Here is an 18,192-nt window from a genome sequence, read left to right on the forward strand (position 1 = left end):
CCTGGGGCTATACCTTACTTATTGCTACTTAGTGCCATTGGCGGACGCTGCTCGTCATGGTTCGTCAGTTCCTGGTATAGCTTGGCCAGTGCCAACACTTTTGCCTCCCCGTAGAGTTGCCCCATGAAGGTAATCGTCGTCGGCATACCGTTTTTCTGGAAGCCATTTGGCAGCACTACACAGGGGTGTCCGCTCAGGTTCGTCATCACCAGGTTGCTGCCTGCAAAGGAGGGGCTTAGGTATACGTCTATACCTTTGAGCTTCTCGTGCATTTGCTGAATGATCAGGGAGCGTACCCGCTGTGCCTGCAGATACTCCACGGCAGTAACAAAACGACCTGCCCTGAATATATTTGGCCAGGCATTCTTATGCTGCTGCACCATCAGGCTGTCGCGGCCGCTGCGGGTCAGTTCGTCAAATGCGGTGGCCCCTTCCACCGAAATGGTCATGGTCAGGTCCCGGGCCGGTAGATTAGGCAGTTCAATCGGCACCAGCTCTATACCTGCGTTCCTGAGGGCTTCCAGTGTGGCTTTGTCATTTTCTTTAAAAGGATAGTCACGTTCAAAGTCTTTGTGCAGGTAGCCAACCCGCAGCTTTCGCACATCCACATTTTTGTTGTAATTAAACGGGGCATCTACGACGGTCAGGTCTTTTCCGTCCGGTCCATAAATAGCGTTAAACACGATGGCGCAGTCTTCGGCGGAGCGGGCAATTGGTCCGATCTTATCCATGGACCAGCTCAGCGCCATGGCACCATGCCGGCTCACCCGGCCGAATGTTGGTCGCAACCCTGTAGTTCCGCAAGCTGTGGAAGGCGATACGATAGAGCCAAGCGTTTCGGTTCCGATAGCAAAGGGAAGCAAACCTGCTGATACGGCTGCCGCTGATCCGGCTGAGGAGCCACTGGAGCCTTTTGTGGTGTCCCAGGGCGAGCGGGTTTTGCCGCCATACCATACATCGCCCATCGCCAACTCACCAAGAGTTAATTTAGCAACCAGCACAGCACCAGCCTGCTCCAGTCGCTGAACAACTGTGGCATCCAGGTCAATTTGCTGGTCTTTATAGGGCACTGAGCCCCATGTTGTTTTGTATCGTTTGGTGGCCAGCAGATCTTTCACGCCATACGGTATACCGTGCAGTATGCCTTTATACTTCCCTGCTTTTATCTCCTGGTCTGCGCGTCGTGCTTGTTCTAGGGCTAGCTCTTCGGTCAGACTGGTTACACATTGCAAGGTAGGTCCATGCTGTTTCAACCGGCCCAGGAAGAACTTGGTCAGTTCCTCGGAGCTAAGCTGCTTTGTGCGTACCAACTCTGCCAGTTGCGGGACGGAGTAGAAAGCGAGTTCTTCTCTGTTGGTAGGTAGTTTTATACCTTTCCTGCGCTCCACCTCAAACTTTTCCCGTTTCTTCTCCAACATAAACCCGACAGGTATAGGATTAAACTGCAGAGCAGGTGCAACATCATTTGTTACCGGCTGCTTTCTGATGCGCTGATAACTTTCCCGAAACTCTGCAACGCTGGCTGTAGCTGAGTCCAGTTGCGCATCCGTGAAGTTCAGACCTATCATTTGCTGAGCACTCCGCAGCACGTCCACGGTGATCTTGTCATCAGCTAGCTTTGTCACAAAAGCACCAAACAGGAAGCATGTAGCACCGAGTGCGGTATAGGTATAGGATTTCTTCATAGAAACATTCAGCTGTATTTGAGAGCTTTAAGTTAATAATTCTGTTTCATTTTTAGCTTATGCCTCGGAAATACTGGGTACAAAAAAACCGCCCCCTGCAGAGCAAGGGGCGGTTTGTAAATTCTAAGTGTTCAGAATCTGTTATGGGTTCTGATCAGATGCAGACAATTGATCGTTAGAGTCAATTTCTGTCTGAGGGATTCTCCACAAGAACGCATTATCTGTTATTGATCGGTTAAGTACGATAGCAAGACCAGCGTTGTGATAACCTTCTTTCGGATCACCAGGAGTTCTCTCCAGGTCTCTGTTTAAGCGTTTCATATCTAGCAACTGGAAGCCTTCGCCCCAAAGCTCGATTCTTCTCTGCATCAGGATCTCGTCGATCAGTGCCTGGCCAGATGTGGCTGGAGCAGTATAACCTGCATATCTAGCTTTAACAAGAGTTTCTAATAATGCTACAGCTTCCGCGTCTCTGCCAAGTCTTGCAAGTGCTTCAGCTTCGATCAGGTACATCTCAGAAGCTCTCATCAGCACATAGTCACCTTGCCATGAGCTTGTAAGTGGCTTACGGAACTTGAATGAAGTATAGTTCTCGTAGTCATTGTCTGTTGGATTCGCAAGCGGAGCCTGAACCAATGTCTTACGAACGTCTCCGTCTGCCATCGCATCATAAATTTCTCTTGCAACCAGCTTCGTACTTCCCAGACCTGCATAGCCACCTGCGGTGTTATCCATGTGAGAGTAGAATGAGGCGTAGATTGTTGCCTGGTCGTTAGGAATCTGAAGACCCCAGATCCACTCAGTGTTATGCGTGCTGAAACCATTTGCATAAGTTGTAGCATTCATAAGTGTGCGACCCTGACGAGCTGCATTTGCCTTAACGGCTGCAGTGGCATAGTCTTCCATCTGCAATGCTACGCGGGCATGCAATCCTCTAGCAACATTCACATTGATATGCGAAGGAGTTACTTTTCTGGTTTTACCATCTAGAAGTGCTTCAGCAGCAGAAAGGTCAGCAACAATCTGGTTGTAAACTTCTTGTACAGTGCCTCTGCCTTTTCCTACGGCAGCGTTTGGCTCAGTGTACAATGGAACACCTGGAGCATTTTCATGACCTTTGTAGGTATGCTGATACAGATTAACCAGGTAGAAGTAAGCGTATGCTCTAAGAGTCAGTGCATTACCCTTGATATAATCTTTATCTGCCTGAGGGCCGGTTGCATTATCAATGTTCGCTATCAGGTTGTTTGCATTGAAGATTACACGATAGTAGTGTCTCCAGGCATAACCAGATCTGGAAGTAGCTGTAGTTGACGTAATAGATGACAGGTTATAGTCTGCCACATACCAGCCATAGCCTCTTACAGGAGTGAACATGTCCGTGCCCATGTAGTCCATGGCGATATCGAGTGCCTTCTGGCCGAACTTGTCATGGTCTTCACTGTCCCACATGAATCTGTAGATACCATTCAGTCCTACTAAGGCTCCATCTGTAGTAGCAAATACCAGTTCATTTGGAACCTCTGAGTTAGGACTAGTCTCCAGGTACTCCTTCTCGCAGCCCACCAGCATTAGCGCTGCTAGCGCTAATGGGGCAACCTTTTTGAATATATTCTTCATAAAATTTATAATCCTAATTAAAAGTTAGCATTTAAGCCTACCGTGTAAGTACGCATTACAGGATAAGAGAAATCAGCTGTTCCGTTGAAGCTACGCTGAGGGTCCATACCTGGGTTCTTAGTAAGAATAAATGCGTTCTCAACTGAAGCAAAAGCTCTTACACTGCTCACACCTACTTTAGAGATAAGAGAAGCTGGAAGGGTATAACCGAAGTTGATGTTCTTAATGTTCAGGTAAGATGCATCAAACAACCATCTTGATGAATAACCATCCTGATTTGTAATCGCGTTTTGCAATCTAGGCACATCTGTGTTAGTGTTCTCTGGAGTCCAACGGTTCAGAAGGTCCTTGTGCATGTGCGTTCCATAAGCACCTCTGTGCATCAAAGTCAGGTAGTTAGAGTCGTAGAATGTACCACCAACCTGGAATGTAGCAAGAACGGCCAAGTCAAACGCTTTGTATCTGAACGAGTTAGAAATACCACCTGTCCAGTCTGGGATTGCAGTACCATGGTAGCCAAATACACCATTGTTGATGTTATTCGTTACTGTGTCAGAACCAATGATCTGGTAGGCAGCGCTTGAAGGATTGTACAGCTTGGAGTCCGCACGGTAAAGGGCATCACCATTCTTCGGATCTACGCCCATGTACTCACGTGCCCAGAATGCATATACATCTTTGCCTTCTGCCATTCTCTTAGTACCACTAATGATTGGATCACCGTTTGGAAGTTTAGTAATCTCATTCTTGAAAGTAGTTGCGTTGAGATCAATTCTCCAATCGAAATCAGATGTAGAGATTGCGTTATAGCCTATTTGGAACTCCCATCCTTTGTTCGTCATGGTACCAATGTTAGCCCACTGTCTTAAGTCACCAGCTGATGAGTAAGGAAGCTGCACCTGGAACAACAGGTTATCAGAAGTTCTCTGGAAGTATTCTACAGTACCGTCAACTTTGTTGAAGAGTCTGAAGTCAGCGCCAATGTTAAAGTTTGCGTTGGTTTCCCACTGCAGATCTTTCGCAGCGAGGTTTTCTACAAGGGCTCCTGGATTCGAAGCGTTGTTCCAGCCCAGGCCGTAAAGACCCTGCCACTGGTAAACACTGCTAGTCACCTCGTTACCTTGCTCACCATAGCTACCTCTAAGTTTCAGTTCGTCAATCCAGTCAGCTGAAAGGAAATCTTCTTCAGAAATTCTCCAGCCAGCGCCAATTGAGTAGAAGTTACCCCAACGTACATCTTCGAAGAATCTTGATGTACCGTCACGTCTAAAGCTGGCAGAAGCTAAGTACTTATCTTTTAAGCTATAGCTAAGTTGAGAGAAGTAACCTTCGATTCTGTGCTCGCTAAAGGAAGAAGTACCACCTGTGATGTTTGCTGCAGAAGCCAGTTCAGTTGTACCTGGGAAAGGGAAGCCTGTTTTAGTAGAAGAAACGCTTCTAGACTCCCAAGAGTAGTTCTCGTGCCCAGCTAATGCAGTAATGCTATGCTCGCCGAACTTCTTGTTCCAGGTCAACACCTGGTTGAAAGTGTAAGAAAGTGTTCTTGTATCGGCTTTAGTAGATCTACCTTTGTCAGCTTGAGCATCACCGAACTGAGAGTTCTGGTAAGTTGTCGCAAAACCGTTGTAGTAGTTACCACCGAAAGTAGTCTTAAAAGTAAAGTCCTTCAGGAATTTAATCTCTGCGTATGTGTTTGCAGTAGCCTCACTTCTTCTCATGGATCTCTCATCAAGAGCCAATGTACCTAATAGGTTAGAGTTTGGCGCGTATGGTCTGATGCCCATAGGAGCATTTGTGCCACCACCCCAGTCAAGGGCATTACCACCACGAACTGGATCTGGGATAAAGTTACCTTCTCCGTCACGCTGCCACACCGGATAGATAGGGCCCATGTTACGAGAATAGTAGAATGGGTTAGAAGTAGCAGTACCTGTAGCATAGTTACCTTGGTTCTCAGACAGGTTACCAGTTAAGTTAATGCCAGTTTTCAACCAGTCATTCACTTGGGTATTGATGCTAGCACGAGCGTTTACACGGTCGTAACCAGAGAACTTAGCGATACCTTCTTCATCGATATAACCAACAGAAAGATAATAGTCGCTCTTATCTCCGGCACCTGAAACGTTTACGTTTAGGTCTGTTCTGTTCGCCTGCTGGAACAGCACATCAGACCAGTTATCCTGATAAAGCAGTGATGCGTTAGGGTTCAGTTTACCTGTTGCAGGGTCGATGATCTCAGTTCTGCCTACGTTGAAAGGATTGTAAACCAAGCCAATACCAGATCCGATGTTATCAGAAGCATATTTATTAGCAGCTTCAGGAGAAAGGCCTGCAGCAAGACGGTTGTTACGCATTGCTTCCCAGTTCAACTCATAATACTGCTGTGAGTTCACACGCTCGTATTCTGGAATAGCACGCTCAGAGACACCTTTTCTCAGGTTAACTGTAACACCTGCTCTAGCTTTGCTACCTCTCTTTGTTGTGATCATTACCACACCGTTTGCAGCACGTGAACCGTAAAGAGCAGAAGCAGCAGCATCTTTCAATACAGTTACAGTTGCGATGTCGTCAGTAGAGATAGACTGCAGTGTTCCATCGTAAGGGATACCATCCACTACATACAGTGGTGCGCTGCTAGCGTTGATCGAACCGATACCACGAACACGGATATCAGCGTTTGAACCTGGGCCACCACCACCGTTAGTAGTCTGAACACCAGCCACAAGACCTTCCAGCACCTTAGTAACCGAAGTCACCTGCTGTCTTTCAATTGACTTTGTAGAGATAGTAGACTCAGCACCAGTAAAAGCTGTTTTTGCCACAGTGCCGTAAGGCACCTGGATCACAACCTCTGACAGCTGCTTGCTATCCATTTCCAATGCCACGTTGATAGAAGTATTTGCGCCAATCGCCACCTCTTGTGCCACGTATCCAATGTAACGGAACACCAGGGTGTTCGCATTTTCTGGTACGTTTACGCTGAATGAACCGTCTGCATTAGTTGCTGTACCAGTAGTGGTACCTTTCACAACTACAGATACCCCAGGAAGAGGTACTCCGTCCCCTGCCCCCGTAACTTTACCTGTTATTGTCCTGCTCTGTGCCGCTACCTGGCCCAAAAGCGCAAACAAAAACAAGAAGTTAAGTAGTAATACTTTCTTCATAAACTACACTTGTTTTGTTAGGTTGATAATAAATAGATTAGATAATAGAATAGTTTTATCACCAAATATAGGCATTAAAAACATTTAACAAAACCTTAACAAAGATTCTGCGTAATATTTTTCTTACCCTTTGAAATCCCTCTGACAGCGTCTAAAGGCACAAAATAGCCTTTGCAACACATTGAAGGCCACATCATTCGATAAAACATATATTTTTTTGGAGAATATCCAAGGCACACCTCTACCTGCTACTTCCTTTATTCAGAAGATTTTTTTCGTTCTGTACACGAGGTGTTATAACAGAGAAGAGGTCATCCGTAACAAAAGCTAAACGCCGTAGTCCCCGGAGCCACCGTAAGCACCTGACTGGGCCATGACGATCGCATGTGCCTGCTGCGCTTCTTTGATGTTGTACTCGAACGCCAGGCGCTTATGATTAATCACATCGATGATGGTACCTATAAAACACAGCCCGCCCGTAAAGATGTACAGCAGCCCCATACCTATATGCCCCAGCACAAAACGGTGCACACCGGCTACCCCGAAGAAACCGATGGCGGCCGTTATTAGCACCAGCAATGGCTCCCGGCGCCGTGCTCTGTAAACAGAAACAAACTGCTGCGCCTCGTGGTCCGACATGGAGTTCAGCAAACCTTGCACATAAGCCATCTCGTCGGGCTCAAGTTCAGGCATTAAATTAAATACATTAGCCATAGTTTATAGTTTAGAGTGATGCAGATATAATTTGCGGGTCTGTGCTAAAAGCTCCGTCACACGCCAGCTTAGCAGCAACAACGCGGGTACCCCCAGCGGGTGGGCTTTCCAGGAAGGCCCCAATTCTCCCCTGAACAGGTAGGCTATGCTATGCCCAAGGCCGCAGCCCGGGCAGCCACCCTCCCATACCCAGCTCACCGGGCACAGACTGAACAGATGGTCGCTCGTGGGCTCCAGACCAGCCAGCAGCAACAGGCCTAGGATCCAGGCACCGGCCTCCGGCACGACGCTGCGTGCCGCATAAAGGGCGCTATTTCTGTTCATTGCTTGCATTGCCCCTATAAGGTATAGTTAATATCATGATTGTCCAAATTATAGCACGATCATTTCATAACATCTTCCTGTAGGTGTCTCGTATGACAGTAAAAGGTATAAAAGATATCAATATGGAATGTAACGTAGGATTGACTGAGCAAAAGGTTCGAGTGTTGGCAGGTCTTGCCATGATCGGGGTGGGAGCTTACTATAATATAAAGGCCTTGTCGGCTATTGGCGTTATACCTATCCTGACAGGTATGCTACGCTATTGTCCCGTAAATCAGGCGCTCGGCTATAATGGGTGCGCAGGCGAGGAGCATCGGGTAAAAAGCGCGGTACTCTAATTAATAGTACCTCACCTGCTATACCTGCGCGTCGGCTTTACGTACCTATAGCGCTATGAGAAAGATCATCCTATACATTGCGACCAGCACCGACGGGTATATAGCCCGACCTGACGGGAACATTGACTGGCTGCACGACAAGAAATACAACATCCCGGACGAGGACTTCGGCTACAGCGCTTTTTTGCAAACCATCGACACTACCCTGATGGGGCACAATACCTACCGCGAAATCCTGGGCTTCGATATGCCGTTCCCCTACCCTGAGCTGAAAAACTACGTCTTCAGCCGCTCAAAGCAGCAGGATACGGAGCACGTCTCGTTTGTGAAAGACGGAGCAGTGGATTTTGTCGAAAAACTAAAAGAGCAGCCAGGTAAAGACATCTGGCTGATAGGCGGCGGCCAGCTGAACGCCACGGTGCTGAATGCAGGCCTGCTGGACGAGATCATCCTGACTTATATACCAATCGTGCTAGGGAAAGGCATCCCACTGTTTTCTGCGGAAACCGAGGAGCATAGACTGAAACTGATACCGACCGAAAACAAACTGTACCGCAACGGCTTCCTGCAGATCAGGTACAGTTGCTGAAAGTCAGGTATAGCCACCAGAAGCAGAAGGGCCTTGCATCACAGCGAGGCCCTTCTGCTTCTGGTATTGATATCAGTTCCTACCAAGGCTTTTATGCAATCACAAGACACTGGCAGCAAGCATATTATGCCTTATCAACAAGTATCTAATCTTAAGCTAAAAGCTTTCTAACTTAAAAAAACCTGAGTCGTTATATTGACTATATCCTAAAAAATAAATGTATCGTCATGACGCACCGCTACATCTTTCCACTGCTTGTGCTTATTGGGTTGAGCAGCTGCTACCGAACGCTTTCCTCTGAAGGTGGTGGCCAGGGAGACATAAGAACAGACTCCAGGCCGGTGAATGCGGAGGACATCGAGTTACCTCCTGGTTACAAAGCCGAAGCGGTGGCCACGGGCCTTACCTTTCCTACTGACATAACCTTCGATGACCAAGGCATGGCTTATGTGATAGAAGCCGGCTACTCTTATGGCGAGGTATTCCTGGATCCTAAGCTCGTGCGCCTGGACCAGGGAGGCAGCCTGACACCCATAGCGGCTGGGCAGAAAAACGGTCCTTGGACAGGGGTCGCCTTCTACAGGGGCAACTTCTATGTATCAGAAGGCGGCCAGATGGAAGGCGGTAAAATTCTCCGGATCTCTCCTGACGGTTCACTCACAACTCTGGCTGAAGGCATGCCCTCTTTTGGAGACCACCATACGGATGCGCTGGCAGTCGGCCCTGATGGCTACATTTATTTTGGACAAGGCTCCGCGACAAACTCAGGTATAGTGGGAACTGACAACGCTGATTTCGGATGGCTGAAGCGGTTCCCTGATTTCCATGATGTGCCGTGCGACGATATCACACTGACAGGTCAGAACTTCACCACGGACAGCCCGCTACCGGATAAGCCAGGACAACAGACCACAGGCGCCTACTCTCCCTATGGCACCCCTACCACCAAAGGCCAGGTTATCAAAGGCCGTGTGCCCTGCTCCGGGGCCGTCATGCGCGTACCCCTGGAAGGCGGTACTACCGAGCTCGTAGCCTGGGGCTTTCGCAACCCCTTCGGCATTGCCTTTTCCACCGAGGGCAAGCTATACGTGACCGACAACAGCTACGACGAAAGAGGCAGCAGGCCCGTATGGGGGACCGGCGATTACCTATGGCAGGTACAGCCCGGCACCTGGTATGGCTGGCCTGATTACTCGGGCGGCTTGGCATTCGACGGTGAGAAGTTCGGCAAGCCTAGTGGAGAAGCCCCTAAACCGCTACTCGCCAGGCATCCTAACAAACCACCCCGGCCTAGTGCCACACTCGGCGTGCACTCCTCATCTAACGGGATGGATTTCTCTAGAAGCGACGAATTCGGGCACCGGGGTCAGGCTTTTATTGCCCAGTTTGGCGACATGGCGCCAAATGCGGGAAAAGTGCTGGACCCGGTAGGCTTTAAAGTAGTCCGGGTTGACGTTGGCAACGGGATCATCACAGACTTTGCCGTAAATAAAGGCAAAGAGAATGGACCTGCCTCCAAACTGAAGCATGGGGGCCTCGAAAGACCCATGTCCGTCAAGTTTTCACCGGATGGGCAGAGCCTCTACATCGTGGACTTCGGTGTGATGCAGATGACCGAGCAAGGGCCTGCTCCGCAACAAAAAACCGGTGTTGTGTGGAAAGTAAGCAGAACCAACAACTAAGCTGGCTATGAAACAACGCTATACCTTGCTCCTATTCGGCCTGCTGTTCATCGTGGCCTGTGGCACGGCAAAACGGGGCGAGCCCACGTATGCGCCCATTCCTACCTCTGAACCCGCCATTGCCCGGGGAGAAGTTGTTTTCAACACCTACTGCCAGCCATGCCATCCCGGAGGCGAGACCGGCTTGGGACCTGCCATCAATGATAAGCCCGCACCAGGTTTTGTCATCCGATTCCAGATCAGAAATGGGCTGGGCGCCATGCCTGCTTTCAAGAAAGAGGTCATCTCGCCTGAGCAACTCGATGACCTGATGGCCTACATCAAAGCACAGCGCAAAGCTAAAAAGAACAAAGAGGAGGCATCTTGAAACGCATCATTCTTGCCATCCTGCTCATGCTATCGTTCTGCCGGACTGCTACGGCAGAACGATGGCCTGTTCAAAACGATTCAGTAACTTCAAGAAAGGTCGGCGTGTTGCCCTTGCCCGCTTTTGGCTACTCTCCTGAGACACGCTGGTATGCGGGCGCCGTTGTACTGCTCACCGCACGGTTGCACCAAGATAGCCTGACGCGCACGTCTAACTTTAAGGTAGAAGGCAACTACACACAAAACAAACAGCTTATTCTTTCGTCGGAGTGGAACATGTTTTCGAAGGGCGACAGAACCTTCTTTTCCGGAGAAGCAGCCTATTTGAAGTTCCCGGAGAACTTCTATGGCATCGGCAATTCCACGACACAAGAGATGGAGGAGAACTATGACAGTAAACGCCTTGAGTTCAATGCCACGCTGCTCCGTCGTCTGCCCCGTTACTGGTACATAGGGCCACGCTACCAACTGCAGCATATGTACGCAGTAGAACCAACATCGGAAGGGATTTTGGACAACGATGCTATACCTGGCAGCGGGGGCGGCACCTCGTCCGGAGCAGGAGCCGTCTTCGCCTTCGACAACCGCCAGAACATCCTCAATCCCCAACAGGGCGCCTATGCTTTACTGGCACTAACCCGCTTTGGCAAAGTACTCGGAAGTGATTTCCGCTTCACACGTTTCGAGCTCGACCTGCGGAAATACTTCCCGCTACCCTGGAGCCACTTGCTTGCGGTGCAAGGCTATGGTGTGTTTAATTCCGGCAATCCACCCTTCCGCATGATGGGGCTCCTGGGCAGCGACAGCGATATGCGGGGGTATTACCGGGGCCGTTACCGCGATCGGCAGTATGTGGCATTGCAGGCAGAGTACAGATTCCCAATTTTCTGGCGGATTGCGGGTACTGCCTTTGGGGGAGCAGGCGATGTGGCGCCGCGGTTGGGGGCATTTGAGCAGGGAGAGTTCAAACCGAGTTATGGCTTGGGTCTTCGGTTCCTGATAGACCGGCAGGAGAACATCAACCTCCGTTTCGATTACGCTATCGGCAAAGAAGGGGCCAGCGGGTTTTATGTCTCGTTCGGAGAAGCCTTTTAGGTGAATACCCTCTGAAGATACCCAGGCCCTAAAGATTGCCCCATCCCCTGTCCTTTCCGGTTCTACTTCCATAGGTCCGATGGCGGCTTCTGTAAACTTTAGTTGGCAGGTATAGCCAAGACTAAGGTATAGCTAACAATTAGGTATAGTTGATAATCGAAAGAGCCTGCACAGACAGTACGTCCACGCAGGCTCTTTTCGATTATCAACTATACCTGTCTATTTCTTTTTCTTGGCCTTCGCTTTGGCTTTTTTGGATTTGGCGGCCTTTACTTTCGACTCTGTCTCTTCGGCTTCCTTCATCAGCGCTTTCCAGTCAAATTTGGCCTCCGGGCTGAAGTCGATGGTAGCTTCGCGGTCTTCCGGGTCAAGCTGCAGTACTTTGATGTCTTTGGTGAGGTAGGTCTGAATTTCGTCCAGAATGGGCTTCTCTTCGGAGCTGCAGAACGACACGGCTATACCTTTAGCGGTGCCGCGACCGGTACGGCCCACGCGGTGCACGTAGTTCTCAGGCTGGTCGGGCAAGTCGTAGTTTACCACATAGTCCACGTTCGGAATATCAATGCCACGGGCACTCACATCGGTGGCGATCAACAGCTTAACGTCACCCTTCTTGAAGCGCTTCATCACGTCGGTGCGGTCTTTCTGCTCTTTGCCGCCGTGTATACTGAGGGCTTCTATACCTACCCGCTCCATGGCTGCCACCACACGCTCGGCACGTACCTGCGTGCGCACAAAGGCCAATATCTTCTTATCCGGATTCTCCTTCACGACACGCTCCAGAAAAAAGCGCTTCTCGTCCATCTCCACATACATCACCGAGTGGTCCACATTTTTGGACACGGGGTCCTTCGGAGAGATCTGGATACGCACTGGCTTGTTCACCAGCGAATAGGCCAGTTCCTTGATCTTTTCGTTGATCGTGGCCGAAAAGAACAGTGTCTGGCGCTTGCGTGGCAGCTTGGTGATCAGTTGGCGGATGTCGTGGATGAAGCCCAGGTCGAGCATGTGGTCGGCCTCGTCGAGCACCAGCACCTCCACGCGCTCCAGGCGGATATACCCTTGGCTCACGAGGTCAAACAGACGGCCGGGGGTGGCTACCAGGATGTCTATACCTGCCTCCAGTTTAGCAATCTGTGGCCCCTGCTCCACGCCACCGAACACGCAAAAAGTCTTAACGCGGGTATGGCGACCCAATTCTTCGAACACTTCTGTAATCTGCAAGGCCAGCTCGCGGGTCGGCACCATCACCACACACTTAATACCGTCGGAGCGCCGGCGGTTGATGGCATACTGCAGCCTGTCGAGGATAGGTATAGCGAAGGCGGCGGTCTTTCCCGTGCCGGTCTGGGCGATGGCCAGCACGTCCTCCCCTTTCATAATAGGCGGTATGGCTTTGAACTGGATATCGGTTGGTTTGCGGAAACCAAGCTTGTCCAGGCTTTTTTTGATCTCGTCGGATATGCGGTAATCTTCGAACTTCATGGTGTTGCGTTACTGGTTAGCTACTGACCATTACGCAGGGCCGCAGCGAAATGCAAAGGTACGGCTTCTTTTTCTGATTTAATTCTACTGCCTGAAATGAGGTGCCGGCTTCTAAGGTATAGCTTCCCCTTGCGATTTGTCAGCTGTCCCCGACCCAGTTCTTCATAGTATCGTCAAGTTCCTACAGCGCTTTGGCACAATGCCAATAATAAGAGGACCCGTTCATACTGGCCAGCGTGGTGAGCAGCTACTGGAGTCACAGTGCAGGCTTTATGATTTAAGCAGCAAATACGTAAAAACTAAACCGAACGCCGCCGGCCAGCTAACAGCATTTAGCAGGAGTAGACGTATATTCTAAAAAAAATAGCAAGCACTTGTGGATAAGTGTAAGTTATCAACAAAGTTGCTAACATATTTAGCCACTTCCCAAAGAAGTTAGTTTGTAAAGTTTATATATGACTTTACGAAGGATTTGATTAAGGGCTATACCTATTAAGGTTGAATTGTTTAGTGCATGATTTACCTGCCCCTCCATTTATCGAGGGCCTATATCCCCAGAGGAGATTTCCCTGCACGGTTCAGATAGTTATACCGGTGCGTGATTTAACAAGGTTTAGAAGTACACGATTCGGACAGGTCGCGACCTGTCCTTACAGGTAGTCTCGTCCTGAAAGGCTTTGCTACAAGGCTTTTCGGGACATGGATATCCCGAAGCTTTCTGTTGGGGATATCCACATCCCCGTTCGTAAGTCTGCAGGTATACGGGGATTAGGAAATCCCCTACCGTTTACTTTCGGATTAGTAAATCCGAAAGAGCCTGTGGGCCTGTGTGCAAGTATAGTCCCCAGCAGGAATACTTCCAGATTCGGAAGTCCGGAAGAGCCAACGTAAAGCAGTTGCTCGTGAATGACGTTAAGATTTAACGTGACTACATCACTCCTCTCTAATTTCCAAACTCATAACTATCAAGATCTCACAGCCTCCCTCCTATCACTACCCGTTCTTTGTGCACACTCTTTTGTCCATCTAAGCCAAACAGCTCGATGTAAAACAGGTAGTAACCGATAGCGGCTTTGGTGCCATCCTGCCGGATGCCGTCCCAGCGGAAGAAGCCTTCAGAAGCCAGCAGCTCATTACGAACCAGCTTGCGCACTTCCCGCCCCTGCGCATCAAACACAGTGATGTTGGCTACGAAGCCGGTTTGGTCTGTACTGTAATTGATAGTAGTGAAATCTTCGTAGCCATCGCCATCCGGAGAGAAGACCTTGGGCTCTATCGTGAAAATGCGTTGCGCTGCTATACCTGGCTGGGATTGTGAATTGGGGTAACCCGGTGTAGCAAAGACTGTGGTCGCGGCCGAATGAAAGTTTTCAGGTGTGGTGGGACCATCCAGCCGGATGCGCTCCAGCGAGATGCCATTGCGGTCGTCGATCAGGCTAAAGTGCATGCGCTCGCTGTAATCAAAGCGATCGGCAACTCGACTGTCGGGCTGCAACACGATAACCGAGCCAGCCGCATCGGGGTAGGAAGGCAGTGAGGGCATCCGTAGCAATGTCTCTTCGCGGGCTGCCGGATAATTGGCTTTGATGTTCTCGGGATTGGTCGTGAGCACCACATATTGACCGGGCTCCAGTACATAAGGGGCCGCTGTGATCACACGCCGGTTAACGATGCTGTCGTTACTGGTATCGGCCAGTTGCCAGTTTTGCAGGTTAATGTATTTGTCGCTGTGGTTAACGAGCTCCACAAAATCTACGCCGCCGGGTCTGGGGTTAAACAGTACTTCGTTGATCACCACGTCGCCGGGCTCCGGTGCAGAAGGCAGGGCAAAAGTAGCTGTCAGGGGCTGCGAACTCAGATTGCCGGCACAGTCGCGTATACCTGTGGCGGTTAAGGTATAACGCTGCCGCTCCTGCAGTGGCGCATTGAGTTGCAATATCACCTCCTCAAACAAAGGCGAGGCAACCTGAATGGCTGCTATACCTATACCTACCGGGCCCAAGGTATAGCGACCCGCATCGGCAACCTGTGCGCTGTCGAGGCGCTCATTGAAACGCAGCAGCAGCCGGTCAAATGCCAGGACGGTGATATTTAGTAGTGTTGGAGGCGTGTTGTCAGGTATAGAAGCGGCTACGGAGTTAGGTTGAGCGGGCGTACCGCCTCGAGGGTCGTTGGAGGCTATCCAGTTCTCGGCTCCGGCACAGGGGTTGGTCACGTCAATCATCTCCAAGCTCCAGCCACCGTTGCGCTTGGCATTGTCGCGGTACCAGGTGTCATTGTAGCTCACGGCGTAGATCAACCGGCCATTGGGCTGGCGTAGTTGCAGAAGTTCACCGGTGTTGTTCAGGCTCGGAAAATTGCTGATACCGATTACGCGACCGTATTCTGTAAAATTGGCCACCTGCGTGTTGGGCACCACCACGGCATACTCGCCGGGCTGCAGCAGCACGTTGGGCAGGACCGCAGTAGAGGTGGCATCAGCATAGCGTATACCTTGCAGCGTAAGCACCTTTTCGGTTGGGTTGTGCAGCTCGATGTATTCAACGGCTGGCAACCCGACAAAGGGTGTTTCGCGGGACATGACCTCGGTGATGAGCAGCTCGTTATACCCGGGCAACGCAGGTGGCAGCGCATATTGAAAAGTCAACTCTACAAGGCTCTGCAAGGCATTGCCATAGAGGTCGGCTATACCTGAAACTGCAATTGTATTTGGCCCATTCCGCAGAGATTGCGCAAACGTAAGCAAAACAGTGTTGCTTGCCGTAAGTTCAGCTGAAGTTGGTTTGATGCTGCCATTTAAGGTATAGTAATCCGGATTTTGGGCTTGCTCCGGCGCCAGCGGCTCATTAAAGCGTAGTTCCAGCGTTTGCGTGCTCAGCGGCTGGGCGCTCTCCAGCACGGGCGGGTTCGTGTCCGTTATCCGGAAATCATCAAAGAAAAACCGTTGGCTATTGGCTGAGCTATACCTGACCAGCACGCCAAAATAGGCGGAGTGTTTGTGAGTAGCATCTGTTACAGTCCCCTGGCTCACATAACTTTGCCCCGTTCCGGTCACATCAATCTCGAGCCGCCAGGTATAATCGAGGCCCCGCGTCACCCGCACCCGCACGATGTTGTTGGAAGTTGCCAACTTTTTGTCCACGCCGTTGATGATTAGTACAGAGGGCTTGCCGGTATCTTTTCTATGGAGACTCACCTCGTCGGCCGTGTTGCCAATCCGGACAAAGTAGCCATTCACATCTGCGGCTTTCAAATCCCCTTTGTCTGCGATCAGGAAAATATCGGCATAGTTGCTCGATGAGGTAGCCAGGCGCAGATTGGCCCAGAACTCCCATACCGTACCTTCTGCTGCCTGCGAGGGTGTGGACAGGTATAGCGTGGTGCCTGTCACTGCCGGCCCGTTGCTCTGCAACTGGTTTTGAGGATTTACCATAAAGCCGCTCACATCGCCCGCCCAGATAGGATTTTGGGTGAAGTTTCCGTCAGAGAAATCCTCCTGGAGTTGAGCGCTAGTCAGGTATGGGAGAAAGAGAAGAAGCCCTGTCGCCAGCACCTTTTGCGTGAAACCTGCTCTGAGGAGATCAGGGATAAAGTAGTTTATACCTATCACGAGCCCCTGCACCCATGTCGTCATTCTCAAAGAATACTGAGGGCCAGCATGATATGTAATGATTTGAGAATCTATTATAGCTTGGCGTAAAGTTTGTTTCATGCGCAGATGTTTCGGTGAAAACTTACGAACTTCGCAGCCGCAAAAAGGGAAAGGCGGAACGAGAGTCCAAAGAACGATGGCACGCACAGATCTTCGAAGACACTGTGAAATCGGGTATACGAACCGTTTTTGAAAATTTAGAACTTTTACGCGGCCCAGATAAGTTAGTTAGAGGAGGCTGGAGAGTTTAGGAATGCTGTGTCACGGATCTTGTGTTGGAAGGCTCTTGTAGAAACAGGTCGCGACTCGTTCGAAGCGTGCACAGGTATAATTGTCTGAATCAGGATTTGCAGGATTAAAAAATTGGCAGGATTCAGACTAGAGTATCTCGAATTGTCTGTTATTTGGAGTAGCCATCGCACTGGGATAGGCTATACTCGGATCAACAATTCAACCATTAAACAATTAATTAATATACCCTAAACAATGAAAGTAGCAGTAGTAGGCGCCACTGGACTAGTGGGCGGCGAGATTTTGAAAGTACTGGCGGAGCGCGACTTCCCGGTAACGGAACTGTTGTTGGTTGCTTCTGAGAGATCTGTTGGTAAACAGATGGCGTTTAAGGGTAAACAGATAAAGGTAATCGGGATGCAGGACGCGATTGCGGCTGCCCCGCAAATTGCCATTTTCTCAGCCGGCGGTAGCACCTCTACCGAGTGGGCGCCAAAGTTTGCCGAAGCAGGCATAGTAGTAGTGGACAATTCCTCAGCCTGGCGCATGGACCCGACCAAAAAGCTGGTGGTACCGGAGATCAACGCCAAAGAATTGACCAAAGAAGATAAGATTATTGCTAACCCGAACTGCTCGACCATCCAGATGGTGGTAGCCCTGAACAAGCTGCACGAAGAGCTGCAGGCCAAGCGCATCGTGGTGAGCACCTACCAATCGGTAACAGGCACCGGCGTGAAAGCAGTGGAGCAACTCATGAACGAGCGCGCCGGCAAGGAAGGCGAGATGGCGTATCCTTACCCCATCGACCTGAACGTGCTGCCGCACATCGACGTGTTCCAGGACAACGGCTACACCAAAGAGGAAATGAAGATGATCCTCGAAACCAGGAAGATCATGGGTGACGACTCCATTCGTGTAACGGCCACAGCGGTGCGTATACCTGTCATGGGTGGCCACTCGGAGTCGGTGAACGTGGAGTTTGAGAAAGACTTTACGCTGGAAGAGGTATACCGCATCCTCAACGAAACGGAAGGTGTCAAGGTAGTAGATGACGTAAAAAACCTGCAATACCCGATGCCGAAAGACGCCCACGGCAAAGATGAGGTGCTCGTAGGCCGTGTGCGTTTAGACGAAACTCAGCCAAGAACGCTGAACATGTGGATCGTAGCCGATAACCTGCGCAAAGGCGCTGCGACCAATGCTGTGCAGATTGCAGAGTATTTGGTGAAGGAGGGGCTGGTGTAGGT

The 18,192-nt window shown here is 50.2% G+C and carries 13 protein-coding genes; 6 read left to right on the top strand and 7 right to left on the bottom strand.

The window, feature by feature from the left end; translation table 11 throughout:
- Positions 1-14: 14 nt before the first annotated feature.
- From AC4QZR_RS02925 to AC4QZR_RS02945, 5 genes are all read right to left on the bottom strand, one after another.
- Entirely contained in the window at positions 15-1,685 is a 1,671-nt protein-coding gene (locus tag AC4QZR_RS02925; protein WP_494479547.1) for an amidase, read from the bottom strand.
- Between the two features lie 141 nt (positions 1,686-1,826).
- Positions 1,827-3,305 (bottom strand): RagB/SusD family nutrient uptake outer membrane protein, encoded by a 1,479-nt coding sequence (locus tag AC4QZR_RS02930; RefSeq protein ID WP_494479548.1) that lies wholly within the window; start codon positions 3,303-3,305, stop codon positions 1,827-1,829.
- Between the two features lie 17 nt (positions 3,306-3,322).
- The gene (locus AC4QZR_RS02935; RefSeq protein ID WP_494479549.1) at positions 3,323-6,469 is read right to left on the bottom strand and encodes a SusC/RagA family TonB-linked outer membrane protein; all 3,147 of its coding nucleotides are present in this window, start codon (positions 6,467-6,469) and stop codon (positions 3,323-3,325) included.
- Between the two features lie 327 nt (positions 6,470-6,796).
- Positions 6,797-7,183 (bottom strand): TM2 domain-containing protein, encoded by a 387-nt coding sequence (locus tag AC4QZR_RS02940; protein WP_494479550.1) that lies wholly within the window; start codon positions 7,181-7,183, stop codon positions 6,797-6,799.
- 3 nt (positions 7,184-7,186) lie between these two features.
- Positions 7,187-7,507: a DUF2752 domain-containing protein gene (locus tag AC4QZR_RS02945; RefSeq protein ID WP_494479551.1), complete on the bottom strand. Its 321-nt coding sequence runs from the start codon at positions 7,505-7,507 to the stop codon at positions 7,187-7,189.
- 122 nt (positions 7,508-7,629) lie between these two features.
- Here AC4QZR_RS02945 and AC4QZR_RS02950 point away from each other — a divergent pair, with 122 nt between their 5' ends.
- The 5 genes from AC4QZR_RS02950 to AC4QZR_RS02970 all read left to right on the top strand — a co-directional run bounded on the left by AC4QZR_RS02950 (position 7,630) and on the right by AC4QZR_RS02970 (position 11,577).
- Entirely contained in the window at positions 7,630-7,845 is a 216-nt protein-coding gene (locus AC4QZR_RS02950) for a YgaP family membrane protein (RefSeq protein ID WP_494479552.1), read from the top strand.
- A 55-nt stretch (positions 7,846-7,900) separates the two neighbouring features.
- Positions 7,901-8,434, top strand: coding sequence for a dihydrofolate reductase family protein (locus tag AC4QZR_RS02955; RefSeq protein WP_494479553.1), 534 nt, complete (start codon positions 7,901-7,903; stop codon positions 8,432-8,434).
- Positions 8,435-8,661: 227 nt separating this feature from the next.
- Entirely contained in the window at positions 8,662-10,116 is a 1,455-nt protein-coding gene (locus AC4QZR_RS02960) for a PQQ-dependent sugar dehydrogenase (protein WP_494479554.1), read from the top strand.
- A gap of 7 nt (positions 10,117-10,123) precedes the next feature.
- Positions 10,124-10,483 (top strand): c-type cytochrome, encoded by a 360-nt coding sequence (locus tag AC4QZR_RS02965; protein WP_494479555.1) that lies wholly within the window; start codon positions 10,124-10,126, stop codon positions 10,481-10,483.
- A complete protein-coding gene (locus AC4QZR_RS02970) occupies positions 10,480-11,577 on the top strand; it encodes a BamA/TamA family outer membrane protein (protein WP_494479556.1) in 1,098 nt (365 codons plus the stop codon). The genes AC4QZR_RS02965 and AC4QZR_RS02970 overlap by 4 nt, the downstream gene beginning before the upstream one ends.
- Positions 11,578-11,796: 219 nt before the next feature.
- On the opposite strand, the gene AC4QZR_RS02975 is transcribed toward AC4QZR_RS02970, so the two are convergent.
- A complete protein-coding gene (locus AC4QZR_RS02975) occupies positions 11,797-13,062 on the bottom strand; it encodes a DEAD/DEAH box helicase (RefSeq protein WP_494479557.1) in 1,266 nt (421 codons plus the stop codon).
- A 973-nt stretch (positions 13,063-14,035) separates the two neighbouring features.
- A complete protein-coding gene (locus AC4QZR_RS02980) occupies positions 14,036-16,696 on the bottom strand; it encodes a lamin tail domain-containing protein (RefSeq protein WP_494479558.1) in 2,661 nt (886 codons plus the stop codon).
- Between the two features lie 504 nt (positions 16,697-17,200).
- Between AC4QZR_RS02980 and AC4QZR_RS02985 the strand changes: the two genes are divergently transcribed.
- Complete coding sequence (locus AC4QZR_RS02985; protein WP_494479559.1) at positions 17,201-18,190, top strand: aspartate-semialdehyde dehydrogenase; 990 nt, start codon at positions 17,201-17,203, stop codon at positions 18,188-18,190.
- Positions 18,191-18,192 lie beyond the last annotated feature (2 nt).

This window comes from Pontibacter sp. YIM B11418 (assembly GCF_059278805.1).

Coding starts and splice junctions, on each gene's coding strand:
- AC4QZR_RS02925 (WP_494479547.1), bottom strand. CDS start 1,685: ATGAAGAAATCCTATACCTATACCGCACTCGGTGCTACATGCTTCCTG.
- AC4QZR_RS02930 (WP_494479548.1), bottom strand. CDS start 3,305: ATGAAGAATATATTCAAAAAGGTTGCCCCATTAGCGCTAGCAGCGCTA.
- AC4QZR_RS02935 (WP_494479549.1), bottom strand. CDS start 6,469: ATGAAGAAAGTATTACTACTTAACTTCTTGTTTTTGTTTGCGCTTTTG.
- AC4QZR_RS02940 (WP_494479550.1), bottom strand. CDS start 7,183: ATGGCTAATGTATTTAATTTAATGCCTGAACTTGAGCCCGACGAGATG.
- AC4QZR_RS02945 (WP_494479551.1), bottom strand. CDS start 7,507: ATGAACAGAAATAGCGCCCTTTATGCGGCACGCAGCGTCGTGCCGGAG.
- AC4QZR_RS02950 (WP_494479552.1), top strand. CDS start 7,630: ATGGAATGTAACGTAGGATTGACTGAGCAAAAGGTTCGAGTGTTGGCA.
- AC4QZR_RS02955 (WP_494479553.1), top strand. CDS start 7,901: ATGAGAAAGATCATCCTATACATTGCGACCAGCACCGACGGGTATATA.
- AC4QZR_RS02960 (WP_494479554.1), top strand. CDS start 8,662: ATGACGCACCGCTACATCTTTCCACTGCTTGTGCTTATTGGGTTGAGC.
- AC4QZR_RS02965 (WP_494479555.1), top strand. CDS start 10,124: ATGAAACAACGCTATACCTTGCTCCTATTCGGCCTGCTGTTCATCGTG.
- AC4QZR_RS02975 (WP_494479557.1), bottom strand. CDS start 13,062: ATGAAGTTCGAAGATTACCGCATATCCGACGAGATCAAAAAAAGCCTG.
- AC4QZR_RS02980 (WP_494479558.1), bottom strand. CDS start 16,696: ATGACGACATGGGTGCAGGGGCTCGTGATAGGTATAAACTACTTTATC.
- AC4QZR_RS02985 (WP_494479559.1), top strand. CDS start 17,201: ATGAAAGTAGCAGTAGTAGGCGCCACTGGACTAGTGGGCGGCGAGATT.